The sequence below is a fragment of the Evansella cellulosilytica DSM 2522 genome (assembly GCF_000177235.2).
Classification (GTDB): Bacteria; Bacillota; Bacilli; order Bacillales; family Salisediminibacteriaceae; genus Evansella; species Evansella cellulosilytica.
Window position 1 is genome coordinate 3,475,389 of record NC_014829.1, and the last position, 26,443, is coordinate 3,501,831.

At 36.4% G+C, this 26,443-nt stretch carries 22 protein-coding genes and 1 other annotated feature; of the genes, 8 read left to right on the forward strand and 14 right to left on the reverse strand.

Annotated elements, in window-relative coordinates:
• The first annotated feature begins 450 nt into the window (after window positions 1-450).
• Both rpsD and BCELL_RS16105 read left to right on the forward strand, forming a co-directional pair.
• Window positions 451-1,053, forward strand: a complete 603-nt coding sequence (gene rpsD, locus BCELL_RS16100) for a 30S ribosomal protein S4 (RefSeq protein WP_013489836.1) — start codon at window positions 451-453, stop codon at window positions 1,051-1,053.
• A gap of 134 nt (window positions 1,054-1,187) precedes the next feature.
• Complete coding sequence (locus tag BCELL_RS16105) at window positions 1,188-1,505, forward strand: CHY zinc finger protein (protein WP_013489837.1); 318 nt, start codon at window positions 1,188-1,190, stop codon at window positions 1,503-1,505.
• A 242-nt stretch (window positions 1,506-1,747) separates the two neighbouring features.
• Here the strand turns inward: BCELL_RS16105 and tyrS are convergent, their stop codons facing one another.
• A complete protein-coding gene (gene tyrS / locus BCELL_RS16110) occupies window positions 1,748-3,019 on the reverse strand; it encodes a tyrosine--tRNA ligase (protein WP_013489838.1) in 1,272 nt (423 codons plus the stop codon).
• 77 nt (window positions 3,020-3,096) lie between these two features.
• Window positions 3,097-3,309, reverse strand: a binding site (T-box leader).
• Window positions 3,310-3,445: 136 nt separating this feature from the next.
• Here tyrS and BCELL_RS16115 point away from each other — a divergent pair.
• From BCELL_RS16115 to BCELL_RS16130, 4 genes are all read left to right on the forward strand, one after another.
• Window positions 3,446-6,400, forward strand: a complete 2,955-nt coding sequence (locus BCELL_RS16115) for a transglycosylase domain-containing protein (protein WP_013489839.1) — start codon at window positions 3,446-3,448, stop codon at window positions 6,398-6,400.
• 427 nt (window positions 6,401-6,827) lie between these two features.
• A complete protein-coding gene (locus tag BCELL_RS16120; RefSeq protein WP_013489840.1) occupies window positions 6,828-7,460 on the forward strand; it encodes a GNAT family N-acetyltransferase in 633 nt (210 codons plus the stop codon).
• A gap of 34 nt (window positions 7,461-7,494) precedes the next feature.
• Window positions 7,495-8,133 (forward strand): CBS and ACT domain-containing protein, encoded by a 639-nt coding sequence (locus BCELL_RS16125; protein ID WP_013489841.1) that lies wholly within the window; start codon window positions 7,495-7,497, stop codon window positions 8,131-8,133.
• On the forward strand, window positions 8,133-9,287 hold the full coding sequence (locus BCELL_RS16130) for an acetoin utilization protein AcuC (protein WP_013489842.1): 1,155 nt from the start codon (window positions 8,133-8,135) through the stop codon (window positions 9,285-9,287). The genes BCELL_RS16125 and BCELL_RS16130 overlap by 1 nt, the downstream gene beginning before the upstream one ends.
• Before the next feature lie 5 nt (window positions 9,288-9,292).
• Here the strand turns inward: BCELL_RS16130 and BCELL_RS16135 are convergent, their stop codons facing one another.
• From BCELL_RS16135 to BCELL_RS16160, 5 genes are all read right to left on the reverse strand, one after another.
• Window positions 9,293-9,994 carry a 5'-methylthioadenosine/adenosylhomocysteine nucleosidase gene (locus BCELL_RS16135; protein ID WP_013489843.1) on the reverse strand — a complete coding sequence of 234 codons (702 nt, stop codon included), beginning with the start codon at window positions 9,992-9,994 and terminating at the stop codon, window positions 9,293-9,295.
• 434 nt (window positions 9,995-10,428) lie between these two features.
• Window positions 10,429-11,205: a flagellar motor protein MotS gene (motS, locus tag BCELL_RS16145; RefSeq protein ID WP_013489844.1), complete on the reverse strand. Its 777-nt coding sequence runs from the start codon at window positions 11,203-11,205 to the stop codon at window positions 10,429-10,431.
• A complete protein-coding gene (gene motP / locus BCELL_RS16150) occupies window positions 11,198-12,010 on the reverse strand; it encodes a flagellar motor protein MotP (protein ID WP_013489845.1) in 813 nt (270 codons plus the stop codon). Before motP ends, motS begins: the two co-directional genes overlap by 8 nt.
• 87 nt (window positions 12,011-12,097) lie before the next feature.
• Window positions 12,098-13,105 (reverse strand): catabolite control protein A, encoded by a 1,008-nt coding sequence (ccpA, locus tag BCELL_RS16155; protein ID WP_013489846.1) that lies wholly within the window; start codon window positions 13,103-13,105, stop codon window positions 12,098-12,100.
• 446 nt (window positions 13,106-13,551) lie between these two features.
• On the reverse strand, window positions 13,552-14,652 hold the full coding sequence (locus BCELL_RS16160) for a bifunctional 3-deoxy-7-phosphoheptulonate synthase/chorismate mutase (RefSeq protein ID WP_013489847.1): 1,101 nt from the start codon (window positions 14,650-14,652) through the stop codon (window positions 13,552-13,554).
• A gap of 248 nt (window positions 14,653-14,900) precedes the next feature.
• On the opposite strand from BCELL_RS16160, the gene pilM reads away from it, so the two are divergent.
• Window positions 14,901-17,066, forward strand: a complete 2,166-nt coding sequence (gene pilM, locus BCELL_RS16165) for a pilus assembly protein PilM (RefSeq protein WP_013489848.1) — start codon at window positions 14,901-14,903, stop codon at window positions 17,064-17,066.
• 355 nt (window positions 17,067-17,421) lie between these two features.
• On the opposite strand, the gene ytxJ is transcribed toward pilM, so the two are convergent.
• The 3 genes from ytxJ to BCELL_RS16180 are packed head-to-tail and all read right to left on the reverse strand — an operon-like array spanning window position 17,422 to window position 18,717.
• Window positions 17,422-17,757, reverse strand: a complete 336-nt coding sequence (gene ytxJ / locus BCELL_RS16170) for a bacillithiol system redox-active protein YtxJ (protein ID WP_013489849.1) — start codon at window positions 17,755-17,757, stop codon at window positions 17,422-17,424.
• Between the two features lie 15 nt (window positions 17,758-17,772).
• Window positions 17,773-18,252 (reverse strand): YtxH domain-containing protein, encoded by a 480-nt coding sequence (locus BCELL_RS16175; protein WP_013489850.1) that lies wholly within the window; start codon window positions 18,250-18,252, stop codon window positions 17,773-17,775.
• 21 nt (window positions 18,253-18,273) lie between these two features.
• Complete coding sequence (locus tag BCELL_RS16180) at window positions 18,274-18,717, reverse strand: DUF948 domain-containing protein (RefSeq protein WP_013489851.1); 444 nt, start codon at window positions 18,715-18,717, stop codon at window positions 18,274-18,276.
• A 233-nt stretch (window positions 18,718-18,950) separates the two neighbouring features.
• Here BCELL_RS16180 and BCELL_RS16185 point away from each other — a divergent pair, with 233 nt between their 5' ends.
• Window positions 18,951-20,066: an aminopeptidase gene (locus tag BCELL_RS16185; protein WP_013489852.1), complete on the forward strand. Its 1,116-nt coding sequence runs from the start codon at window positions 18,951-18,953 to the stop codon at window positions 20,064-20,066.
• A 114-nt stretch (window positions 20,067-20,180) separates the two neighbouring features.
• Here the strand turns inward: BCELL_RS16185 and murC are convergent, their stop codons facing one another.
• From murC to BCELL_RS16210, 5 genes are all read right to left on the reverse strand, one after another.
• Window positions 20,181-21,488 carry a UDP-N-acetylmuramate--L-alanine ligase gene (gene murC / locus BCELL_RS16190; protein ID WP_013489853.1) on the reverse strand — a complete coding sequence of 436 codons (1,308 nt, stop codon included), beginning with the start codon at window positions 21,486-21,488 and terminating at the stop codon, window positions 20,181-20,183.
• A 179-nt stretch (window positions 21,489-21,667) separates the two neighbouring features.
• The gene (locus tag BCELL_RS16195) at window positions 21,668-22,339 is read right to left on the reverse strand and encodes a hypothetical protein (protein WP_013489854.1); all 672 of its coding nucleotides are present in this window, start codon (window positions 22,337-22,339) and stop codon (window positions 21,668-21,670) included.
• 204 nt (window positions 22,340-22,543) lie between these two features.
• Window positions 22,544-23,656 carry a nicotinate phosphoribosyltransferase gene (locus BCELL_RS16200; protein WP_013489855.1) on the reverse strand — a complete coding sequence of 371 codons (1,113 nt, stop codon included), beginning with the start codon at window positions 23,654-23,656 and terminating at the stop codon, window positions 22,544-22,546.
• Window positions 23,657-23,750: 94 nt separating this feature from the next.
• Complete coding sequence (locus BCELL_RS16205) at window positions 23,751-23,939, reverse strand: hypothetical protein (protein ID WP_013489856.1); 189 nt, start codon at window positions 23,937-23,939, stop codon at window positions 23,751-23,753.
• A 261-nt stretch (window positions 23,940-24,200) separates the two neighbouring features.
• A complete protein-coding gene (locus BCELL_RS16210) occupies window positions 24,201-26,351 on the reverse strand; it encodes a DNA translocase FtsK (RefSeq protein WP_013489857.1) in 2,151 nt (716 codons plus the stop codon).
• Between the last annotated feature and the right edge of the window lie 92 nt (window positions 26,352-26,443).

Genomic DNA, 26,443 nt, shown 5'->3' on the forward strand with positions numbered 1-26,443 from the left:
TTTCGCTCCAGGACATTATATTAAATATTGCAGTAATTCCATTAAGGAAAATATGTAATTAGACATTTTAAAAAAATTTATGATTGGAAAAAATATACTCATCTCTATCGTATAACAAAAATGGTGTAAACTGTAATTTTTTTTTATCATTATGCATATATTATTTTTCTCATTCACTTGACTTCATATAAAAAAAAATATACACTGTAATTTGTGCAAATAAGGCAGCCACGGTAAACATCATGTGGTTCATTTTATTCCCGTTTGATTGTCACTACGTAAAGGACAGGCGTGTCTACGTCGCAGAAGTAGTCTTCTGCTAAAAAACGAGGTGTATCGCGTAACCTCTAGCTGTCGAGGCGAGGATACATGAAAGTAAAATGGCTAGATGAATGAGATTGCCACTGTTTATATTTGACTAACTTTTTAAATATAAAGGAGGAGCTAACTATGGCTCGATATACTGGACCAAGCTGGAAGCTTTCCCGCCGTTTAGGAATTTCCCTAAGTGGAACTGGAAAAGAGCTTCAAAAAAGACCTTATGGACCTGGGGAACACGGTCCTAACCAACGTAAGAAGATGTCTGAATACGGACTTCAACTTCAAGAGAAGCAAAAACTACGTCACATGTACGGAATGAACGAACGTCAATTCCGTAAATTGTTTGACCAAGCTGGTAAAATTCAAGGTATCCACGGTGAGAACTTCATGATTCTTCTTGAGTCTCGTCTAGACAACCTTGTTTATCGTTTGGGACTTGCTCGTACTCGTCGTCAAGCTCGTCAACTTGTTAATCATGGTCACGTTACTGTCGATGGTGGACGCGTAGATATCGCATCTTACCGTGTAAAACCTGGCCAAGTAATTGGTCTTCGTGAAAAATCACGTAACCTTGATGCTGTCAAAAATGCAGTTGAAGTAAATGACTTCGTACCAGCATATCTTGACTTTAACGCAGACGCTTTAGAAGGTACTTTCACACGTTTACCAGAGCGTTCTGAATTACCTGCTGAAATCACAGAACAGCTTATCGTTGAGTTCTACTCTCGTTAATCTGCTTTGTTTAAAGCTTAACCACAAAAGCCCCTTGAAATGTTGTGAATCAACGTTTAAGGGGCTTTTATTTTTCATAATAACTTCCATTAAAACGTACGGTTAATCTATTAATAAAGGGGTGGTGAAATTTTATGAAAATTTATGGTTTTCCTGTTGATGAACAAGGAAGATGCAAGCATTATTACGGGCAAAATGATATTGTTTCTATCAAATTTAAATGCTGTCGTAAATACTATCCATGCTACAAATGTCATAAAGAAGCTGCAAAACATCACACTGAATTATGGCGTAAAGAGGAATTCCATAAAAAAGCTATTTTATGTGGGGAATGTAAACACGAGATTTCTATAGAATCATATCTTCGCAATGGTAAGTGTCATCATTGCACTGCTTTCTTTAATCCTCATTGCTCCAAGCATTATCACCTTTATTTTGATTCGACCGAATAAATATCAAATAGTTATTATAAGGAATGAATGAGTAACATTTCAACTCTGGTCTTATTATTTTTTCACCTGTTAGTTTTTTTTTGTATTCCTTACTACTTAAATTTGATACATCTAGTCAAAAAAAGGGAGACTCAAAAGGTTCATTTTTACCTATACAGTCTCCCCTTATGAAATGTCGCTAGTGTAACCATTTCCAGGCCTTTTTATTAGACAATGGGAACCACACTTTCAAAACGATACTTTTATTCGTAACGAATTAAGAAAAATTTCTTCTTCCCTCTTCTTATAATCGTAAATTGACCATCTATTTTCTCCTCATTTCCAACGACTTTATCTAATTCCTGACAACGGTCTCCGTTAATATAGACAGCACCATTGGATATATCCTCTCTTGCTTGACGCTTAGATGGAGAAATGCCAGCATTAACTAACAAATCAATTAATCCTATATTAGTTTCCGTTGTAAAGGAAGGCACATCTTTAAAGCCTTGGAGCACTTCATCTGCGGTAAGCTGCTTTAAGTCACCGCCACTGAATAGAGCAGTAGATATGTTTTTTGCTTGCTTTAATGCTGCCTCATCATGTACAAACGCGGTCAGTTCCTCTGCTAATCTTTTTTGCGCAGCTCGTTCGTGTGGGCGCTCTGCAACTTCAACTTCTAACGCTTCAATCTCTTCTTGAGATAAAAATGTAAAGTACTTTAAGAACTTGATTACATCATTATCATCTGTGTTTAGTAAAAATTGATAAAATTCATATGGAGAGGTTTTCTCTGGATCTAACCAAATCGCACCACCCTCGGTTTTTCCAAATTTTGTACCGTCAGCCTTCGTTACTAGAGGAATCGTAAAGCCGAACGCTTTCGCCCTTTCATCCTCCTCCTGACCATTCATTTTACGGATTAGCTCTAATCCAGCAGTAATGTTCCCCCACTGGTCACTTCCACCAATTTGCAGTTTGCAGCCTTCATTTTTGTATAATTCATAGAAATCGTATGATTGTAGAATCATGTAACTGAACTCAGTGAAGGAAATACCTGAAGAAATACGAGATTCAACAGAATCCTTCGCAAGCATGTAATTGAGACCAAAGTTTTTTCCAACGTCTCGTAAGAAATCAATAACAGACATGGAACCGATCCAATCATAATTATTTACGAGTTTAGCGCTAGTTTCTCCTTTAAAGTCGAGAAAGCGGGATAATTGACCTTTTATTTTGTCACTAAATTGCTCAACAATATTTTGTTCATTTAGCGTTCTTTCTGCCTTTTTCCCACTTGGATCACCAATAAGCCCTGTTGCGCCACCTACAAGGGCTAATGGCTTGTGGCCAGCTAACTGGAAGCGGCGTAGGGTTAATATCGTTAATAGATGTCCAATGTGTAAACTATCTCCAGTTGGATCAAATCCACAATATAACGTAACAGCTTCCTTATTTAAAAGCTCCTTCAATCCGTCTTCATCTGTTACTTGGTTTACTAAACCACGAAACTGTAAATCCTCTAATAAGTTCATCGTTGATAACATCCCTTCTTTAAAATTTACTTTAAAAGCTATATGTCCAAAAAACAAAAAAATCTCGCCCCTAAATCTTTAGGGACGAGTTATTCGCGGTACCACCCTGATTGAGAATTAATCAATTAATTCTCCTCTCAAAAATAGAGTTAACGCCTCTCATACGTTCTTCTTTCAAAGAAGTTGCTCCGAGGGGGTAATTCATTTTAGTCTGTGTATCGGTTCACAGCAGCCACCGATTCTCTGAGACAGTGAGACAAAAACTACTCTATCCTCATCAATGCAAATATAAATATTTATCAATGTTAAATTTTTACCATACTATAGTACTATTGTCAACAACAACTCGTTATTGTACAAGTTTTCTACTAACAATCCTCTTATTTATGCTATAATATTCATGACTTTTTAGGAGGTTATGCAATTATGAGCGATCATCGGTTTTCTATAAAAAAAATTTTTCAACGACGTGAGACACAAACTGTTTTTAAAAGCGTTCGTGTAACATCACAAGTTGTATGGAACCTCTTTCTCATTTTTACGATTATAGGTACTATGTCCTTACTGTTTGTTGGTGGGGCTGGGGCTGGTTATTTTATTTCACTCGTAAAGGACGAGCCTGTACGAAGCTATGAGGACATGAGAAGAGACATATACGACTATGAAGAAGCAACGGAAATTTATTTTGCTGGAAACGACTACTTAGGCGATTTACCAAGCCCTTTAGAACGAAGGGAAATTCCATTAGAGGAAATGTCAGAGCATGTAATTAATGCCGTTATTGCAACGGAAGATGAGTATTTTGAAGAGCATAACGGAATTGTACCAAAAGCGCTACTGCGAGCAATTTATCAAGACTTTTCAAATGCATCAACGCAAACTGGTGGTAGTACGCTAACACAGCAGCTTATAAAAAACCAAATTTTAACGAGCGAAGTAACACACGACAGAAAAGCTGTGGAAATACTTTTAGCTATTCGGCTAGAACAATTTTTTGAAAAAGATGAGATACTTGAAGCATATTTAAATGTCGTTCCATTTGGGCGTAATGCATCTGGGAGACAAATTGCTGGTGTCCAAGCTGCGGCACAAGGTATTTTTGGAGTTGACGCAAAAGACTTAAACATACCACAAGCAGCATTTATTGCAGGATTACCACAAAGTCCATTTGCCTACACACCTTTTACATCTAGGCAACAAGGTGAAGCGCAAGTAAAGGAAAATATGGATGCAGGTTTAAATAGAATGCGAACGGTTTTAAATAGAATGCATTCTAGAGGCTATATTACGGATGAACAATACGAAGAAGCATTAGCATATGATATTCGTGCAAATCTTGCTGAGCCACAGCCGAGCAGTCTTGATGACTACCCATATGTCACTGACTACGTACGAAGTAGAGCTACAGATGCTTTAGCAATTGCCTTACTTGAGGCAGATGGAATCATCCTAGAAGACATTGATGATGAAAATCAACGAGATTTATTAAGACAAAGGTACCGGGAAGAAGCACAGCGCTCGTTACATCGTGATGGTTATAAAATTCATACGACGATTGATAGAGAGCTTTATGATGCACATCAAAAAGCAGTAGCTGATTACTCGGATAGCTTTGCAAGCAGTGTAAGTGGTACGAGAACGAATGAACAAGGTGAAGTAGAAGCAAGGGAGTTTTTAGAGGAAGCCGGTTCCATGCTCATTGAAAATGGTACAGGTAGAATCTTAAGCTTTGTTGGTGGACGTGATTATGAGCAAGAAAACTATAATCATGCTACACAAGCGGAAAGACAAACTGGTTCTACAATAAAACCACTTTATACTTATGCACTCGGTTTAGATACTGGTGTGATCCAGCCTGGTATGATAACACCAGACGTAACTTATTTTTATCCACCACCTAACGATTCAACACAAGTGAGAAACTTTGATAGGGATCACCGTGGGCTCATTACTGCAAGAACCGCGTTGGCACTATCCCGTAACGTTCCTGCAGTTCGAGAGGCGGAGAAAATCCCACACGACTTAAGAAGAGAAACTTTAGTTAATTTAGGATTTGAAAAATTTTTCCCTAATGATTCTTCTTTTCCTCATCCATCGACTGCACTAGGGACATTGGAAATGACAGTCGAAGCAAATACGGCAGCTTATGCAACGTTTGGAAATGAAGGACAATATCTAGAGGGTTACGTCATTGAAAGAATTGAAAACTCGGCTGGTGAAGTTATTTATGAGCATGAACCTGATCCAGTAGAAGTATTTTCACCACAAACAAGCTATTTAATGATTGACATGATGCGTGAGGTACTAAGATCGGGTACAGCAACTAGAATCCCTGGCTATTTAAGCTTCCAAGCCGATTGGGCTGGAAAAACGGGAACTGCAACAAATGATGAAGGACATGCTAGAGACTATTGGTTTGTTGGTCTTAATCCAAATGTTACTTTAAGCGCATGGATTGGATATGGTAATGGTCATCGATTAGCGAACGATTATTCGCCTCGACTTCAACGGCTGTGGGCAAATATGGCTAATGAGCTCTATGAAGTTAATCCTGAATTAATTGGTCCTTCTGATCAGTTCCAATCTCCAGGAGGAATTGTTAGTCAATCGATCTGTGGTATTTCAGGTATGCTTCCTTCCGATTTATGTAGAGAAGCTGGTTTTGTAACAACCGATCTATTTAATGCTAAGTATGTCCCAACAGAAGTTGATGATAGCCTTGAGCGCGTTAATTATGTGAGTATTGATGGTGACTTGTATCGAGCACTAGAATCGACACCATTAGAATTTACAAATGAAGGAATATCTGTAAAAGAAGAATATTTCGATTTTGGTGAAGATGTGAATGTAGCATCGTTTATGCCAGAGAGCTGGAGTTCACTTATTCCTGACAGAGAAGCACCAGATAACGGGAAAACACCAGATCCATTATCTTCACTTTCAGTTTCAAGTAACCGAATATCATGGAATAATCATCATGAGGAAGACGTCATTGGCTACCGTATATATTATTCTATCGATGAAGGTACTGATTTCACACTCGTTGATAGCGTGAAATGGGATGAAGAATTCACTTATTCAGGACACGATGGTGCTTATTATGTAACCGCAGTAGATGTTGCTGGTAGGGAATCCTCACAAAGTGACGTTGTAATCATTGGTGAATACATCAATCCAGAAGATGAAGAACCATCTGAACCCGAACCTGAGCCTGAGCCAGAGGAGGATGAGCGTAGAAGACCAGAGAGAGAACAAGATAATGCTACTAAGCCTGAAGACGATGAAGATGAAAATAACAGTGAAGGTAACGAGCATGATTCCAATAATGGCAATGGAAACGGAAATGGAAATGGAAATCGCAATCGAAATAATAACGGATAGAATCAAATAATGTCAGTGAGTTCCATAAGCTAACAAATTCCCTTTCATGGCTACACTAGTCATCTGAGGATGTGTATCAAAAGCTATATTAAAAAGGTGCCACTCGTCGGACACCCACTATCATAAAACCATTTATAGTAGGGGTTAAGGGATTGCGGCTGACCCGCACATTTCATAGAGGTTGACTTATAAGGAAAACTTTCTCCTTATAAGTCAACCTCCTTTTAATTGAATACGACATCTGAGCTTGCATAAATCTTTACGCGATTAGAAAATGATCATTTAGGTCAACAGCTTTAGCACTTCAATAACGTATAGGACATGACAACAACTTTTTTTCCAATTTAAGAAAATCACAAAAAACAGTAATATAAATTGTGTTATAGTAATTATAATAATCCTTCTCATCGTAAAAGGTGGCTGTTTCATGAAACATAAAAAGAAATTTCATTCGATCGAATTAAAGAGCAAAGAGCATTCCTTTGTTATTGAAGGTCCGATAACAAAAGAAACGCTGAATCGTCTTAGCTTTGATGACGGTTTAGTTGCCTTTCGCCCTGCCCAGAAGCAGTATGAATCCTTACTAAAGGTAGTTGAGTTGCCAGAAAATAGGATCATTATCGCTAGAGTAGATAATGTCATTGTAGGCTATGCCACCCTTCTATATCCAGATCCATTAGAGCGTTGGTCTGAAGTTAATTTAGAAAATTTAATTGAATTAGGTGCTATCGAGGTTTCAGCAAATTACAGAGGCTATGCGTTAGCTAAGCACATTTTAAAAGTGACTATGATGGATGATAATGTAGAAGATTATATTATTATTACGACAGAGTATTATTGGCATTGGGACCTTAAGGGTACTGGCTTAACAGTTTGGGAATATCGAGATATTATGGAGAAGGTGATGAAGTCAGGCGGTCTTGAATGGTATGCTACAGACGATCCTGAAATATGCTCTCATCCAGCAAACTGTTTAATGGCAAGAATTGGAAAAAACGTTACACCAGATCACGTTCACGAGTTTGATAGAGTTCGCTTTAAGTATAAATACATGTTCTAGTAAGATCTCTTAATAGATAGGGGAGGGATATCATTTGAAAGTAAAAGATATTATGGTGACATCAGTAATCACAGCAACGACAGAAACAACGATCCAAGAAGCGCTAAATTTAATGGAAGTTAATAAGATTAGGCACTTACCAATTTTGGATAAAACAGCACAAATAGCGGGAATAATATCTGACCGAGATCTTCGAGATGCATGTCCATCCATATTTGATGATAATAATATCACTATTTATGAAAGACCTTTATTAGATATTATGACAAAAAATGTTTTGACAGCGTTTTCATATGACTTTATTGAAGAAGCAGCTAATATGATGACTGAAAATCAAATTAGTTGCTTGCCTGTAGAAGACGATGGAAAGCTGATTGGCATTATTACTGAGAAGGACTTATTGAATACATTTGTGAAGCTAACCGGTGTTGATGTCCCAACTTCCAGATTAGAATTAGAGGTGGCTAACAAAAGTGGTATGTTATCCGAGGTTGCCTCCGTTATTAAAGAACATAACATCAATATCCAAAGTGCCCTCGTTTATCCGGCTGAAACCTTAACAAAAAAAATTCTTCTTTTTCGCTTACAAACAATGGATATAAGAATACTTGTTCATTCATTAAGAATAAAAGGTTATACCATTTTATGGCCAACTGACTTGGAGATGAAATAATGAATCGGGAAGCTGCATTTATTTATTCACCACAGCAATTAAGTTATAAATTTAGTGAACATCACCCATTTAACCAAAAGAGATTAACGTTAACGAAGGACCTACTAGAGAAACTACATGCACTAAATCCAAATGATATTTACCCAGCTAGAAAAGCAACAGACGAGGAACTATCGCTCATTCATGAAGAGGACTTTATCACAGCAGTAAAGGGCGCTAGTATGGGAGAGTTTCGCTCCTCGTATGCAATGACATACGGTATTGGTACAGAAGACACCCCGGTATTCCCTTATATGCATGATGCAGCTGCTTGGCTAGTAGGTGGCACTTTAGCAGCAGTAGATTTAGTTTTTGAACAAGGATTTAAGCATGCTATTAATCTCGGTGGCGGGTTGCACCATGGCTTTCGAGGGAAGGCTTCTGGTTTTTGCATTTATAATGATAGCTCCATTGCGATTGAATATATGAGAAAAAAATATGATGCAAAGGTTTTATATGTAGACACTGATGCACATCATGGGGATGGAGTACAATGGGCATTTTACGATGATCCTAATGTATGCACACTTTCATTCCATGAAAGTGGTCGTTTTTTATTCCCTGGTTCTGGACACGTTAATGAGTTTGGACATGGAGAAGGATATGGATACTCCTTTAACGTACCATTCGAAGCTTTTACGGAGGATAGTTCTTTTCTAAGTGCCTATGAAAGTGTGATGCGAGAAGTCATAGCGTATTTTAAGCCTGATATTATACTGACACAGAATGGTGCAGATGCCCATTACTACGATCCACTTACACACCTCTGTGGAACACTACGCCTATATCAAGAAATACCTAAACTCGCTCATAGCCTTGCTCACGAATACTGTAATGGCAAGTGGATTGCTGTTGGTGGAGGAGGTTATGATATTTGGAGAGTAGTGCCACGAGCTTGGGCAGCAATATGGCTTGAAATGTCAAACCAAACAAATTTATTAAAAAATCCAATACCAAATAACTGGATTGACACGTGGCAGAAGGAATCTCCTCATCCCCTTCCTTTATATTGGGACGACCCTTCTAATATGTATCCACCTATTCCTAGAAAAACTGAGATTGAGAAAAAAAATAGAAGAACCGCTGCCAAAGTTCTTCATCCTATCTATGACTAACTAAACTATATTTTTTTTATCAAATTTCCAATAATTTCTGCTGATAGCTTGGCTACCTCCTCAACAAATGACTCGAAGCTATCAGCAGCCTCACCATTCGCCTTATCTGAGATAGCACGCACAACTACGAAAGGAACTTGATTAAAGCTAGCAACATGTGCAACAGCGGCACCTTCCATCTCAACGCATGCAGCATCAAATAATTCGGATAACTCCTTTACATCCTCTCTATTAGCTATAAATTGATCTCCGCTAACTATTTTCCCTTTGATGACTTGTATTCCTTTATTCACTGTTTCCATAGATGCTTCATAAGCTTTGTCAACTAATTCGGGGTCAGCTTTAAACGCTGAAGGTCCGTCATGCATCGGAATTGTTCCTCTTTTGAACCCTAACGGACTTGCATCAATATCGTGCTCCTGACAAATAGTAGAAATTACAATATCTCCAACATTCAAGCTCTCTAATATTTCTCCTGCAACACCTGTAAATATTATTTTCTCACTCTGAAAAATGTCGATCAATATTTGTGTCGTCATGGCTGCATTCACTTTCCCAACCCCACATTGGGTTATTACGACTTCGTGCTCTTCCCACACACCTGAAAAAAAAGTGAACGAACCAATTTTCTTACTTTTTTGTTCATTAATTGACTCCTTAAAATATTGGACCTCTTCTTTCATCGCACCTATAATTCCTATTTTCATTACTTTAACCCTCCTAATCAGTTACTTTCAGTAGCGATAGTTTAAAGCTTCTCAACTTACCTCTGCCTTTACTCCCGCAGGAACGAGCGTTACTTCGTCGCCTTATGCTTCGAGTTGTCTCGACGGATACGCTCCAAAGCATATGCTCGTAGAGGAAGAGACAGTTACCTCGCTTGCTCCGATCTCATCAACCTTTTCTATAATTTAGATATATTGAATATTAATACAATAAAATATCAATTTCTACTTTTTCAGTGGTCTCAAAGAACACCACTTTTTCAGTGCCCTTAATATTAACCTTTTTTAGTCCCTCTATATTTTTCCCATTTGCCAATAAGCTTATGGGGCATAATTGTAGAATAAAATAAAAAATCCGGAGATTTCCCCGGAAATTTTTATCAATATAAAGTACTAGATATCTTATTGCAATTATTTTAATATATTTCTGCATTTTCAGCATCAGGTTCAGCAATTACAATAACAACACGTCTATTTTTTTGTAAATTCTCATTCGTCGTATTAGGTGCTATTGGCCTAGTATCCCCATAACCTACTGATACAAACCTAGATTGATCAAGATCATGGTTATCGACTAAGTACCTTATTACACTACTCGCTCTGGCACCAGATAATTCCCAATTGGATGGAAATTGAAATGTTTCAATCGGCCTACTATCCGTATGGCCTTCTACCATAATTGGATTAGGTACAGATTCTATTAATGTACCTACTTTATCTAAGAATGCAGTTGCGTCTGAAATGAGTTCCGCTCTAGCTGATTCAAACAAAACCTGTTCCTGTAACACTAGTACTACACCGCGATCATCGCGTGAGGCTGATATACTTTCGTACAAATTGTTTGCTTCTAAAAAGTCTAGTACCTCAACTAGAAGATCATCTAATTGTTGATTATTTTCTTCCTTTTTTGAGTCTAAAAAGTTCTCAAACGGATCGACTTCATTATCAAAAGGGTCATCCTTCGTATCTCTATCTTCCGCTGGATTGTCGAATGGGATAAGCGATGGGTAAAATTCAAAAAGTGCTCGATCCTGAAAAGACTCTGCTACAGCTTGAAATTTTTGTCCATCGACTACCGACATAGAGAATAATAAGACAAAGAATACAAGAATTAATGTCATTAGATCGGAAAATGTAACCATCCATTTAGGAGCACCTTTTTCTGTATTTCCTTGTCTCCTTCTTCTAATCATTCAAAATCTCCTCTTCTTCCTTTTCACTTTCACCTTTTTTTGCATGGTTAGGTAAAAATGCACTTAATTTTTCTTGTAGAATTTTAGGGTTTTGACCTGATTGAACTCCGATAACTCCCTCAATAACGATTTGCTTTATAAATACTTCTTCTTCTGTACTTAAAGCTAATTTACTTGCCATAGGTATAAAAACTAAGTTGGCAAGTAAAGAACCATATAAAGTCGTAAGTAGTGCAACAGCCATATTAGGTCCTAGTGAAGATGGATCATTTAAATTTTGTAGCATCAAAACAAGTCCAATTAAAGTACCAATCATTCCCCATGCTGGTGCGTACTCACCAGCTTTTTCTATAATCGATCGGCCTTTTCGGTGTCGTTCTTCCATAGCGACAACTTCTGCCATCATAATGTCTTTAATAATCTCTGGTTCTATGCCATCGACAGCTAATAATACACCTTTTTCAATAAATGGATCATTGACATCCTCTAATCCCATCTCAAGAGCAAGTAATCCTTCTCTTCTTGCTTTTGTAGAAAGATCAACAAACGTTTCAATCAACCCTTGTATATCATGATTTTGCGTTTGAAATGTTTCCTTTAAAACGATTGGTACACTTTTTACATCAGCCATTGAAAAGTTAATTAAAATCGCTGCAGACAATCCTCCGAGTACGATTAAAATCGAAGTAACCTGAAAAAAGTAACCAGCTCCACCGCCACCTATTTCACTCGTATAAATAGCCAATAAAATCATCGTTAAGCCAAGGAATATACCAATTGGAGTTAACATATCTAATTTTTTCATAATTTTCTCCCCTACTAACTACTGTAGTTTCTTTATATTTCAAGCCTGAAGATGATTTTACTGGACATATAGGGGGAAGCTGCGCTCTTATTGCGCTTCTATAGTAGAATGTCTAAATTCCAATCGATGTGGTAATATAACGACATTCTCACTTACTTCTTCTTTCTTCATATATTTTGTTAATAATCTCATTGATACAGCACCGATATCATACATTGGCTGAACTACAGTTGATAAAGTTGGTCTCACCATTGTAGCTAACCTTGTATTATTAAATCCGAAGATTTCAAAGTCATTCGGTACGTCATAACCTGCATCTTGAGCTCCATGAATAACCCCTAAAGCCATTTCATCTGTTCCTGCAAAGATTGCAGTAGGCTTGTCCTCTAACGCTAACAATGTTTCCATTGCTTCTAAGCCAGAGTCATATGTGTAATCACCGATGACGATTAGATCATCGTCTAACGGCAGATTTCCTTCTTCTAATGCTCTTTTATAACCTGCAAACTTCAAATATCCATTAATAGGATCCTCTAAGCTTCCCGATAAAATAGCAATTTTTTTATGCCCTCTTTTTATAAATGATGTGACTGCATCAAAGGCAGCTTGTTCATAGTCAATATTGACTGAAGGGAATAACCTGTTTTGATCAATCGTTGCAGATAATACAATTGGAACAGGAGATGTTTTAAATGCCTCTTCATGTTCTTTTGTGATTTCTCCGCCCATAAATACGATTCCATCTACTTGTTTTTCTAGTAAAGTATTTACTAAATGGATTTCCTTATCTATGTTTTGATCAGAGTTACATAAAATAATATTATACTTGTACATTGTTGCAATATCTTCAATACCTCGCGCCAATTCTGCAAAGAAAATACTCGAAATATCTGGGATAATAACACCAACAGTTGTTGTCTTTTTGCTAGCCAAACCTCTTGCAACAGCATTTGGTCGGTAGCCAAGACGCTCAATTGCCTCTAACACTCTCTTTCTCGTTGTAGGCTTTACATTTGGATTTCCGTTTACTACCCTAGACACTGTAGCCATTGATACACTTGCTTCTCTTGCCACATCATAAATCGTAATATTCATATTGATCCTCCTTAATTTATGCCAATCATCATTTTTCAAATTTTCATATTTTATAGTAATGATACGACACTTTTAGGAGGGGCGCAATTCTTTATCTATATCGACACAAAATCCCCTATCCTTAAGTGTATATGAAAATAAAATAAATTTTTTTGTAGAATTTTATAGAAAAATATTTATTTTGGCCTCTCTTTTTAACTATTTTTCACAAAAGATGTGTCGCTCATTCATTAAATAGTACAATGGAATTGCAATAAACACTATTTATACGAAACACTTTGTTTTTTCAAACAAAGCTTTTTAAAACTAGATGATGTGTTTCATTTCTAAATACTGTATTGACGTAGACATTACTTCTTTTTAGTGGGAAAAATTCATAAAAAAGAGAGGATCTCCTTAAGTCACCATTATATGACCAAAAGGAGCCCCTCTTTTATCAATATGCTTTATTTTTGATTTACAACTTCCTCTTCTCTCTTATATAATCCAGATTCAACTAAGCTACTGACAAAGTTTTGGAATTGTGGAATATCCATTTGTTGAGCCGAATCAGATAGAGCTACTGCTGGATCTGGATGAACTTCAGCCATGACCCCGTCTGCTCCAATTGCTAAAGCTGCTTTGGCAGTCGGTAATAATAAATCTCTTCTTCCTGTTGAATGAGTAACGTCTACCCACACTGGTAAATGCGTTTCTTGCTTTAAGATTGGTACTGCTGATATATCTAATGTGTTACGAGTCGCTTTTTCATACGTACGAATACCTCGCTCACATAACATAATATTACCATTCCCACCAGCATGAATGTACTCAGCGGCGTTAATAAACTCTTCAATAGTTGCTGATAAGCCTCGTTTTAATAAAACAGGTTTATCTACACTTCCTGCAGCCTTTAATAACTCAAAGTTTTGCATATTTCTTGCTCCGATTTGAATGACATCTACATAATCTAGTGCCATTTCAATATCTTTAGGGTTAACGATTTCACTAATAACTGATAGATCATATTTCTTGGCAACATCCTTTAAGATTTTTAAACCTTCTTCTCCTAGTCCTTGGAAATCATAAGGTGATGTTCTAGGTTTAAATGCGCCACCTCGTAAAAATTTAATTCCTTCTTGTTTTAGAGTTTTTGCAACTGCTTCAACTTGCTCATAACTCTCAACAGAACAAGGACCCGCAATTAATCTCTGTCTACCATCCCCAACTTTTACGTTATTAATAGAAACTAAAGTATCCTCAGGATGTTTTTTACGTGAGACAAGTAATGCTTTCCTATGATCATCTTCTTGAATTTCGAGACTTGCTTTAAATATTTGTTTAAAAAGATGTTGAAGGGTAGATGTTTCAAAAGGCCCTTTATTATTTTCAGCAATTAAATCAAGCATTTTCCGTTCACGTACAGGATCAAAGCGATTCAGACCTTGAGCACTCTTTACTCGGCCAATCTCCTTTACGAGACTAGCTCTCTCATTAATAACCTCCATCAATTGTAAATTTACTTTGTCCAATTGATCCCTCAACTCTTCTAATTGTTCATTACCCATTTTTAAAAACTCCTCTCATTGCATCTCAGTCCATTATAGTGATTAATGTAATTATGGACTATTATAAACGAAAAAAGAAATAATGTCACGATATTTCTTTAATAATTAAACGCTTTTAAGCGTTAAAGTAATAATTGTAACTTATTCTTCTTTTTTTGACATTTTTCTACTTGGAATCAATAGCATCATGTATAATTAAATCAAAACTTGTTTTTATACTTGGAAAAAGTGTTAGGGTGGTGCAACTAATGGAACATGAAGATATAAAACCAATCTTCGCTTTAGATATTGGGACGCGGTCTGTAGTTGGTCTCATCTTGCATAAACGTTCTACTGGATACCATGTTGTTGATATGGTACGCGAAGAGCATACTGAACGTTCCATGTTAGATGGGCAAATTCATAATGTTATAGCTGTTTCAACCGTTATTAATTCTATCAAAAATCGACTAGAAGAAAGGCATGGGAAGCTTAAGACCGTTTGTGTAGCAGCGGCTGGGCGTTCCTTAAAAACAATTAGAGAAAAAGTTGAACTTCCTATACAAGGTAAGCCAATTTTTAATAAAGAGGATGTTTTACACCTTGAACTCAGTGCGGTGCAAAAAGCTCAATTTACATTAGCTAAAGATTCTGGAGATAAACATAAGCGTGTAAACGATTACTGTGTTGGTTACTCCGTTATTAATTATCAGCTAGATGATCAAGTCATCGGAAGTCTCGTTGATCAAAGAGGCGAAAAAGCAGCTGTTGAAGTCATTGCAACTTTTTTACCAAAGGTTGTTGTTGAATCTCTTATCGCTGCACTTCAGCGTGCAGATCTAGAGCTGGAAGCATTAACGTTAGAACCTATTGCTGCTATTCAAGTACTGATCCCACCATCGATGAGAAGACTGAATGTTGCACTAGTTGATATTGGAGCCGGAACTTCAGACATCGCCATTACTAACCTTGGAACTGTTGTCGCCTATGGCATGGTTCCACTTGCTGGAGACGAGATTACAGAAGCGATAAGCGATCACTTTTTATTAGACTTCAATGAAGCAGAAGACCTGAAAAGGAAAGCAACTGTAGAAGAACGAGTTTCAATCGTGGATATTTTAGGTTTTGAAACTGAGTATTCACAAAATGAAGTGTTTAAAGAAATCGAACCTGCTATCGATACACTTGCAAGAGGTATAAGTGAACAAATTATTGAATTGAATCAACAATCCCCAAAAGCTGTTATGTTAGTTGGTGGCGGAAGTATGACTCCTTATTTACCTGAAAAAATTGCGGAATACTTACAGTTACCAAAAAACCGTGTTGCGATAAGGGGCCTTGACGCGATCAAAGGAATTACTTTTGAAACTGCGTTAGACTCTACACCAGAGCTTGTAACCCCGATCGGGATTGCTATCGCTGCAAAAGAAAGTCCTGTCGAATATATAAGCATTACTGTCAATAATCAAACCGTTCGCTTATTTGATATTAAGCAATTAACGATCGGTGATGGCATCATTACTAGTGGTATGGAGCTTTCTAAGCTCTATGGAAAGCCTGGTATGGGTATCATTACAAATGTAAATGGACGAGCTTTATCAATACCTGGTGAACATGGAACTCCTCCTATCATTAAAAAGAATGGGCTAGATGCAAAGCTTGATGATCCACTATCTCATGGTGATGTCATTACTGTTGAAAATGGACAAAACGGAAAAGATGCAAATACAAAAATAAAAGATCTGTTAGATGATATTAAAAAGCTAGAAATAACGTACAACAATGATTTAGTAACGTTGAACCCTAAACTATTTAAAAATAATAAAGAATCTTCATTAGAGGATGTTGTACAAGACAGAGATACAATAGAAGTTGTTTATTATCAAACAGTAGATGAAGTACTAAAAGTAGTAGAACCAGCTTACGAAAAACCAAATTTCACAAGCAAAAGAACCATTTTCATCAATAACGAAGAATACGATATTCCAAATAAAATACCACAGCTTTTTCTTAATGGTTCAGAAGCATCGTATACAGACGCTGTGAGAAATGGAGATACACTCGAATACCGTCCAGCAAAAGAAACATCTTTTGTAGTCAAGGATGTTTTAAAACAAACGAACCATTTGTACGCCAATGAAATGAAAGTATCTTTTAATGGAGAAGTTGTCGTACTAGAGCAGGTGCTAGTGGAAGTTTTTCGTGGTGATGAAAAGTTAACGTTGCAAAGTACACTAAACAATGGTGACAATATCACTATAAAAAAAGTAAAACCATCCCCTTTTATTTATCAAGATGTATTTGCAGTAGTTGATGTCGAGTTTACATTAGACACGACTAAAAAGCCAATCATGCTGAAAAATGGAGAGGAAACATCCTTTGCTGATAGTATTATGCACGGGGATGTGTTAGAGCTTAAATGGACGGAGAAGTAAATTGAATTTGTTGTATTTATGATAAGGTTGGCTCAAAAGTTTATTCACCTATTGAGCCAACCTTTAGAACTTTAATGCATTTGAAACATCTACACTTTTAAAATGAAAGCTGGCATTAGTGCTCGCTTTCTTTTGCTTTTTACTGTATTAGGGGAATGCGATGTGTCAACATCTTACCTTCACAACTATTTATCTTTGTTCAAGGGCAGATGGCAGCTCCCCATCTTACCTTTATCCCCCCTTACCTCAAGAGCTGTTGTTGCTGTCTCTATTCCAACTCTCCAGAATACAACGCTATTTAAAAAAGCACCTCTATCGCCATTTATAGCGTCAGAAGTGCTTTATCTATCATCTGTTATATATTTGCCCAAGCATCTTTTAAGCTCTTTTTTGTCACTTTCCAATGAGATGCATGCCATTTTACAGAGCCCTCACTAAACAATAAAGCCTGTGGTGATTCGTGTTTCACATTATATTGTGCGGCAATTTCATTAGACAGATCACGTGATTCTTGAACATTCAAATAATAAACAGGAATGTCACTTTGATCATCTGCAAATGCTTCTGTTTCATTGTATGCTTCATGACTAATTGGACAAGTCGTGCTGTTTTTTAATAAAAAAAACGGAGCACCTTCGTTTTGAATACGTTGAAATTGATCACTTGATTGAATCTTCTGGATGCTCATCATTTATCCCTCACTTATTTATTCTTTATTCTTTTCTTTCTCTTCTACTTCTTTTACTAGTTGCTCAACGGAACGTTGTAGATCCTCTACTTCTTTTTTCACCGAAGCAGCAATTTCTTCACTAATTCCTTCTAAGTCATTAGTTAAGCTATCGGCTGATTCTGTTAAATCATCTACATCGTTGCGAACTGAACGTGCTAAATCCTTCGCTCTTTCTAAAAGAGTAGTTGAACGATCGGATACTGTTCTCGCAAATTCTGAAGTACTCTGTCTCGCAGATGTTGCTAATTGATTTCCTCTTTCGATTGCTTGATGTGTCCAATCTGTAGTTCTTTCTTTCGCAATTTTTGCTTGGTCATTAATATCTTGGCGAAGGTCTTTACCTGATTTCGGCGCTAGTAATAGTGCTGCTGAAGCACCTATCACACCACCAATGAATGTACCAATTAGAAAATCCTTTGTATTAAGCCCATTATTGTTTTCTTTTTCTTGACTCATTATCATCAACCCTTTCGAGAATTATTTTTCCTCTTGTTTTTCATTGTCCATTTGTGACTTCTTAGCTCTCCACTTTTCCCAAAACTGAAGAGCAACATTTCCCCACTTTACAGCTTGCGCAATTTGATCAGATTGCTCGTCTGCTCTTCTGGAAACTGACTCAGATACCTTTTTCACAGAAAGATTGATTCTTTGAAACGAATCTCCTAAATCTTTTGCAGCATGAAAAACAGAATTGAGTGCATCAGATTTTCGTTGCATATCATCAGCTAAAATATTTGTCTTATGTATTAATTCCTTCGATTCCTTCGTTACACTATCCACCTGTTTTTCTAGACTTTCAACAGTATTGGATAAACTGATCATGGTTGCTTTCATCGCAACGAGTGTTCTAATTAAATAATACACTAAAAATGCAAATGAAACAGCTATAATAGCTACACTTACATATATAATCCACTCCATGACTTTTTAACACCTCCGATTTACATTTATGCTTGTCCAGTAAAAAAATGATGTACAACGCTACTATACATTATTCTACATTTTTTTATCACAAACTTCCAAAAAATATGAACGAAATTCTCATATTTCATAGCATATATAATAAAATCACCCGTCAATCACGCACATTACTAGTTAAAACGTCAAATTAAGTGTAGAATAAACACTATCATACGATTTCAAGGAGGTACAGAATGAGAGATCCACGCATTCAAGTATTAGCTAAAAATTTAATTAACTATTCTGTAAACCTACAAAAGGGAGAAAAAATCCTTATTGAAAACTTTGGCATTCAAAAGGAATTAGTAAACGCGCTAGTAGAAGAAGCGTATCAAGCAGGTGGTTTACCATTCGTTTCCCTAAAAGAACACGAAGTAAACCGGTCTTTACTTATAGGTGCGACTTCTGAACAGCAACAATTAACAGCTCAGTTCGAAGCAACGGTAATGAAAGAGATGGATGCCTATATTGGATTGCGCGCTGGTGACAATATAAATGAGCTTTCTGATGTCCCGGATGAGCAAATGGCTTTACACCAAAAGACAGTTGGAACAAAGGTACATAGAGAAATAAGAGTCCCAAAAACAAAGTGGGTAGTTCTACGTTATCCGAGCTCATCAATGGCACAGCTAGCAAAAATGAGTACTACAGGTTTTGAAGATTTTTATTTTAACGTCTGTAATCTAGATTATGGAAAAATGGATAATGCGATGGACGCTTTAGTGAAGAGAATGAATAACACTGATCAAGTACGAATTACTGGTGAAGGAACTGATTTAACTTTTTCTATAAAAGATATTCCTGCAATTAAGTGTGCCGGACGTCTTAACATTCCAGATGGTGAGGTTTATACAGCACCAGTGAAAAACTCCGTAAATGGGACAATTACGTATAATACAGCTTCACCTTATCAAGGCTTCACATTTGAAAACATAAGATTTACATTTGAAAATGGTAAAATTGTTAATGCGACTTCAAATAACAATGAAAAGATCAATGCTATTCTCGATACAGATGAAGGTGCCCGTTATATCGGTGAATTTGCTATTGGGGTAAATCCTTATATTTCACATCCGATGCAAGATATTTTATTCGACGAGAAAATTGATGGCAGTTTCCATTTCACGCCTGGTCAAGCGTATGATAATGCCTATAATGGTAATGATTCAGCTGTACACTGGGATATTGTAAACATCCAACGCCCTGAATACGGTGGTGGTAACATCTATTTTGACGGTGAGCTTATTCGTGAAAATGGCCGATTTGTAGTGAAGGATTTAGAATCGCTAAATCCAGAAAATTTAAAGTAAGAGAGTGACTCATAAGGGCTAATTTTTCCCTTTTGAGTCACCCGCTCTATTTTTAAGGGAGACTCAATTGGTTAAAATCAACCTTTTGAGTCTCCCTCTTCATTTTTTTAAATATTATTGTTTACTTTTTAAGCAGTTTTCATATGCTTGTTGGAACTTCTGGACGTCGCCTGCTCCCATAAATAAAATTACTGCGTCTTCATACTTGCTAAGTTGATCTATCGTTTCTTCAGAAATCGTTGAAGCATCTGGAATAAGCTCTAACAAATCTTGAATGGATAGGTCACCTTTGTTTTCTCTAGCTGATGAGAAGATATCACAAAGAAAAACTTTATCTGCAGCTTGTAAACAATTAGCAAACTCGTCTAGAAATGTTTTTGTTCTTGTAAATGTATGTGGTTGGAATACAGCAATTACTTCTCGATTAGGGTATTTCTTTCTTGTTGCATCGATAGTCACTGCAATTTCAGTAGGATGATGTGCATAATCATCAATCAATACTTGATTTCCTACCAGCTTTTCACTAAAGCGTCTTTTTACACCAGAGAACGTTATTAACCTGGATTGAATAATGTTGATATCGACTTCTTCATACTTACAGAGTGCAATAACAGCTAATGCGTTAAGTACATTATGTTTTCCATAACCAGGTATTGTAAACGATCCATAAAATGAACTTCGTACATAAACGTCAAAATGAGTACCATTTTCATCAGAACGTATATTTTTTCCACAAAAATCATGTTCTTCATTAAATCCATAATAAACTACTGGCACTTGGGCATTTAACTGTTGTAAGTAGTTATCATCACCACAAGCAATAATCCCTTTTTTCACCTGCATTGCCATTTCTTGAAATGCATCAAATACATCTTGAACACCACTAAAGTAATCTGGGTGGTCAAAGTCAATATTCGTCATTATGGCATAGTCAGGACTATAATGGAGGAAATGCCTACGATATTCACAAGCCTCAAAGACGAAATATTCGCTATCTTTTTCACCTTTGCCAGTTCCATCACCAATAAGGTAGGAGGTAGGCTTAGCCTCTTGTAATACGTGCGCTAATAACCCCGTAGTTGAAGTTTTACCATGGCTACCGGTTACAGCAATACTCGTAAATTGCTGTATAAATTCACCTAAGAAATTTGGGTATTTATTAACAGGAATGTTTTGCTCCATCGCTGCTTTAATTTCCTCATTTTCTTCGTTGTAAGCAGGAGAGGCAATTAATGTTTGCCCTTCCACAATATTTTCCTTTTGAAAAGGGAATAAAGGAATCCCCTTTTGCTCTAACGGCTTTTGCGTAAAAAAGACTTTATTAACGTCAGATCCTTGTACATTGTAATCCATGTCACTTAATATTTGCGCCAATGCGCTCATTCCCGAACCTTTAATTCCAATAAAATGATAAGTTGTCATGTTTGAACCTCCATAAATCCTATGGTTCTGAGGCAAAAATTGCACCTCATATCGTTAAATTATATGCCTATTTCAATAATGTGCGATTAAAATTTTACATACTAACACATTATAGCAAAAATTTATAGGCGATACCACGCAATATTTTTACACATTACATATCCCTTTTTTACATGTCCTCATAGTTTTGCCCGCTTTCTATACTTATAATATTTCATGCCATTTTCTTTTAAGTATTTTCTTATTGCCCCCTCTTCAAGGTCGTTTATAGTCATTAGTTCGTTCATGACAACTTCTTTCCACTGTTTATCAATGATAAAGGATGGTCCAATTATCATTTTTTGAAATCCAACTTGTAAACATCTAAGAAAAATAATATCTCCCTCTTCAGCTCTTAATTCAAATAAAAAAGTTTCCGCATCGATTTTATTACCTTGAAATATGTCTATGTATTGAAGAGATTTATCATTCTTAGAAATTAACTTAACAGGGTGGAGATACATTAAAAGCATAAAGCTACTAATTTCAAGCATTTCTTTTGTTAACGTATGCTTTTGTTCTCTCAAATACAAGTCAAATATTCTCGATCCTATAATGGTAATATAATCAAAGGCAAACCAGTGCTCAAAATGAGGAGCTACACTTTTATTTTTTGTAATACTTTCAAATGTTATCTCTGTCTGCTTAGAAAACAATGCTTTTGCTCGAACTTTTTCCCTAATGTTCGCTTCTTGTTCTATATAGCTAAATAATGCGCTATATAACTCAATAAAAGCATGTATTAATCTGCTTTGTTTATCTGCTTTTACTTCCTGAAAATCTACAAGAACAGATGAGAGATCCTTATCCATATTCGTCCCTCCTAGGAACCATTAGTGAAGACATGGTGGGAATGATATGTACTTCGCACTTCCTTTATTACAATACACAATACAGGGTATTTTTAAAAGAAAAAACGTATTAACAAAGCTGCTATAAACGTCTTTTCTTTAAAGTACCTTATCTTTTAACTAAAAAAACTGTTCAATATAGCTCTATTGAACAGTTTTTCGCTTTTATTTCCCAAGTTCTATCTTTTCTAAACGAGGATTATCTCGGAACTTCCTACCTGTCTTTGCTTCCGACTTTCCATCCAAAATAACATTATCACCAGTAAAACCAATATGTATTTTTAATAAGCTACTACCAACACCATACATATCTATTGGTGCACCCATTTTTTCATATTCTGCAATGCGCTTTGCATCGAAGCCACCTGATGCAACAATTTTTACATGGTGAAAACCTTCTTTATCTAACGCTTCCCGAAGGGCAAATAATAGCTGAGGATTGACACCTCTTGGATCAAATGTACCTAATATGTCAGGATTCCTTGTGAAATACTGGTCAATTAAGTTTTTTGATGTGTCTACTCTAACACCTTTAAGGTCTTTACCAAACTCTCTAGCGACTTTAAGTGAATCAGTGATGACATCGTTATTATAGTCCACTAATGCTAAAAGATCATCTTCTGGAAAAGTTTCCTTATATGCTCTAGAAGCTGCTACTAAATCACCTTCAAACAGTTGAATAAGTGCATGAGGCATTGTTCCCATTCCTCTTTTGCCCCACCATTCATTCATTGCATGTGTTGCCTGTGCTTTAGAGCCACCTATGTATGCAGCATAACCATCACCTGATTGTTGTGTAAAGTGATCATCTCGATCACCCATAAAAATGATTGGTTTTTCGACTCCAGAAGATTTAGCGGCTTTCACAACCTCATAGACATTGGTTGCTACAGAAGTTCTTCTAGCAAGAATCCCATCTATTACACCTTCTAAATAGCCAAAGTCTTGATATGGTCCGGTTATCGTTAATACAGTTTCAAATGGTGCAATTTTATCTCCATCTTCAAGTGAGCGAATATCTAGATTTTGAGGATTTGTTGCAAATGTGTTTAAAAGTGCAATGACCTCATCCGTGCCACATAATACTGCATGCTCCTTCTGAAAAAATTGCATCGTCACTATATTATTTGGCTTGTATTTCTCTATTATTTTTTTCGTTTTTAAAAAGTAAACTGCAGAGAACCAACCTTCACCAACGCGCTCGTCAAATTTAAATGTTTCATTCGTCAAACGCTTTAGTTTTCCCTGCAGCTTTAAATAGATTTCTTTTTCTTTCATTACCATAACTCCTTAGCTTCATAAACCGACTATTTACAGTTTAATTCTCTAAATTTCTGTAACTATTTTCATTAAAATGATTGAAAAGTGTTTACTACTGATAAAAATTAACCTTTTGGTGCTCCAGAATAACAGCTTCAACAATTTCTACTAAATCATCTTCATTTACTTGCTGAATCCCATCACGTAGCACTACCCATTGGGATCGTTCTTCTTCTTTCAAAAGGTGAAGCCACTCCGGAGATACTGTTTGAACCAAATTTTTTAAAGGAACTTGTTGCATAAGAACACACTCCCTTTCCTGATTTTGATTCTAGATTTTATCTCAAGTGAAACATATCACGAAATAGTAGTTCGGTATGAATTACCTCACCACTCTTCCCCATTTAACACCTTGAAAGCTCGATTACGCCCCCTCCACTTATAAAAAGTATAGGGATTCACGAAAAAATTTAAATGAATTCCCTTCTTTTTAAAAGTTGTAATAATCTTAACACATTTTATTAAAAAATGAGAAATTTGTGTAGGTAATCATTGCTCATTTTTACATACTTTCATCTAAATTTTCCTTTGTAAGAAAAACATCTCGAGGTTTACTCCCATTTGCTCCTGAAATAATGCCTCTTGCTTCCATATCATCAATTAACCTTGCAGCTCTATTATAGCCAATTCTAAATTGTCTTTGTAGTAAAGAGGCAGATGCTGTTTGAACTTCACAAACAAAGGAACACGCTTCTTGAAAAAGGTCATCTTCGTCTTCTATTTCTATTTGCTGCTGTAGCACCTCTTTTTCAAATAAAAATTCAGGCTTACTAAGCTGCTTAACATGAGCGATTACTCGGTCAATTTCTTCATCTGAGACAAAAGTACCTTGAATTCTTACTGGCTTGCCTGAGCCGTTTTCTAGAAAAAGCATATCTCCTTTTCCTAATAGCCGCTCTGCTCCACCCCCATCAATAATCGTTCTTGAATCAGCTTGTGATGATACAGAGAAAGCAATTCTAGAAGGAATATTAGCTTTTATTAAGCCTGTAATCACATCAACTGATGGTCTTTGAGTTGCAACTAGAAGGTGAATACCGCATGCTCTTGCTTTTTGTGCAATACGACAAATAGCCTCCTCAACATCATGTGGTGCAACCATCATCAAGTCTGCAAGTTCATCGACAACGACAACTAAATATGGAAGAACGTCTTTATCCATATTTTCTTTCTGCATTTTCGCATTGTATCTTTTTAAATCTCTCGTTCCTTGCTTTGCAAATAGTTCATACCGTCTCTCCATTTCACTAACTGCCCATTTTAAACCCTCTGTTGCTTCTTTTGGATCTGTAATGACTGGTGCAGCTAAATGGGGGATTCCATTAAACGGTGCTAATTCAACCATTTTTGGATCAATGAGTAACAGACGCACTTCCTTTGGTGATGCCTTATACAATAAACTTACTAAAATAGAATTTACACAAACACTTTTTCCCGAACCAGTTGCCCCTGCAATAAGCCCATGAGGCATTTTCTGAAGGTCCGTAACAATTGGCTCTCCGGATATATCCATTCCTAGGGCGACAGTTAGCGGCGATGGTTCCTTATGAAAATTTTTATGATGAATTATTTCTCTTAAATAAACAGGAGTAGATTCATCATTAGGTACTTCGATCCCAATAGTATTTTTTCCAGGAATAGGCGCTTCCATTCGTATATCTTTTGCAGCTAGACTTAATTTCAGATCATCGGTTAGATTAGTTATTTTACTAACCTTCACCCCAGGCTCAGGTTGAATCTCAAATCTAGTGACAGATGGGCCTCTCGTTACATGTACTACTTTTGCTCGGATATTAAAATAGTCGAACGTTTCATTTAGTATATTAGCTTGAGCATCTATCCATTCATCACTATCACTTGGAAGTGGCTCTGGAACATTTAATATATGAATAGATGGAGGAGAGTAGCCAGTTTCTTGTAATTGTCTATTTTTTTCTTCTTTCCTCTTATCTTTAGGGTACATGAGTACATTAAATGGCTGTATCTCTTTTCTTTCTATATCATTTGTTTTTTTCGACTCTTCTTCTTTTTCATTATGTTGTACTTCCTCGTCTTCTTTCCCCTCTCTCATCGCTCTTCTTCTTTCTGCTCTAGTTAATACTTGATGTTCTATCTGTACCTCAACATTTTTCTCATTCACTTTTTCATTTACCGAGATCTTTACTGGCTCGGGAATGAGCTCCTCTACTGTTTGACCCGTAGTTTCATTTTCTTTAACAATATCATCACGATTAAATATTTCCTCTTCTACTTCAAATGCTTCTGTCTCTTTATTGATTGGCCGCTTTCGATATCCATATATAGGAGATGGCGTCTCTTTAACAGAAAAACGCTGTTTTTTTACTTTCGACTCTTTCTTTTGTACTACAACTTTTTCATTCTTCTTCACGTCTGTTAAAAGTTCTTCCTCTTGAGGTTTGCTTTTACGCAATTTTTGTCTTTGTTCCTCTCTTGTAGGTGGCTTCCATTCCTCATCCTTAATAACAGGAAAGCGAAAGTTGGCTTGTGGATATTGATGTAAAACCTTCGGATTCTCTAACCGTTTCGCATTCACGTAAAGATCGTTTTTTTTAGGCTTCTGTAGTTCTGCACGTTCCTCTTGTGGAAATAACCACTCTTTTATTTTATGTATCAGTTTTATTTTTTTTGTCATAACAATCACCCATCTATTAAAATTCCCTTATAAATAATGTAATTACTTTAGAAGTATATCACAAGAACGGACGTTTCACGCTAGCTTAATCT

Coding starts and splice junctions, on each gene's coding strand:
- BCELL_RS16210 (WP_013489857.1), bottom strand. CDS start 26,351: ATGACAAAAAAAATAAAACTGATACATAAAATAAAAGAGTGGTTATTT.
- motP (WP_013489845.1), bottom strand. CDS start 12,010: ATGAAAAAATTAGATATGTTAACTCCAATTGGTATATTCCTTGGCTTA.
- ccpA (WP_013489846.1), bottom strand. CDS start 13,105: ATGAATATTACGATTTATGATGTGGCAAGAGAAGCAAGTGTATCAATG.
- BCELL_RS16180 (WP_013489851.1), bottom strand. CDS start 18,717: ATGGAGTGGATTATATATGTAAGTGTAGCTATTATAGCTGTTTCATTT.
- BCELL_RS16200 (WP_013489855.1), bottom strand. CDS start 23,656: ATGAAAGAAAAAGAAATCTATTTAAAGCTGCAGGGAAAACTAAAGCGT.
- BCELL_RS16105 (WP_013489837.1), top strand. CDS start 1,188: ATGAAAATTTATGGTTTTCCTGTTGATGAACAAGGAAGATGCAAGCAT.
- BCELL_RS16115 (WP_013489839.1), top strand. CDS start 3,446: ATGAGCGATCATCGGTTTTCTATAAAAAAAATTTTTCAACGACGTGAG.
- BCELL_RS16195 (WP_013489854.1), bottom strand. CDS start 22,339: ATGGATAAGGATCTCTCATCTGTTCTTGTAGATTTTCAGGAAGTAAAA.
- BCELL_RS16135 (WP_013489843.1), bottom strand. CDS start 9,994: ATGAAAATAGGAATTATAGGTGCGATGAAAGAAGAGGTCCAATATTTT.
- BCELL_RS16185 (WP_013489852.1), top strand. CDS start 18,951: ATGAGAGATCCACGCATTCAAGTATTAGCTAAAAATTTAATTAACTAT.
- tyrS (WP_013489838.1), bottom strand. CDS start 3,019: ATGAACTTATTAGAGGATTTACAGTTTCGTGGTTTAGTAAACCAAGTA.
- pilM (WP_013489848.1), top strand. CDS start 14,901: ATGGAACATGAAGATATAAAACCAATCTTCGCTTTAGATATTGGGACG.
- motS (WP_013489844.1), bottom strand. CDS start 11,205: ATGATTAGAAGAAGGAGACAAGGAAATACAGAAAAAGGTGCTCCTAAA.
- BCELL_RS16130 (WP_013489842.1), top strand. CDS start 8,133: ATGAATCGGGAAGCTGCATTTATTTATTCACCACAGCAATTAAGTTAT.
- rpsD (WP_013489836.1), top strand. CDS start 451: ATGGCTCGATATACTGGACCAAGCTGGAAGCTTTCCCGCCGTTTAGGA.
- BCELL_RS16160 (WP_013489847.1), bottom strand. CDS start 14,652: ATGGGTAATGAACAATTAGAAGAGTTGAGGGATCAATTGGACAAAGTA.
- BCELL_RS16205 (WP_013489856.1), bottom strand. CDS start 23,939: ATGCAACAAGTTCCTTTAAAAAATTTGGTTCAAACAGTATCTCCGGAG.
- BCELL_RS16120 (WP_013489840.1), top strand. CDS start 6,828: ATGAAACATAAAAAGAAATTTCATTCGATCGAATTAAAGAGCAAAGAG.
- ytxJ (WP_013489849.1), bottom strand. CDS start 17,757: ATGATGAGCATCCAGAAGATTCAATCAAGTGATCAATTTCAACGTATT.
- murC (WP_013489853.1), bottom strand. CDS start 21,488: ATGACAACTTATCATTTTATTGGAATTAAAGGTTCGGGAATGAGCGCA.
- BCELL_RS16175 (WP_013489850.1), bottom strand. CDS start 18,252: ATGAGTCAAGAAAAAGAAAACAATAATGGGCTTAATACAAAGGATTTT.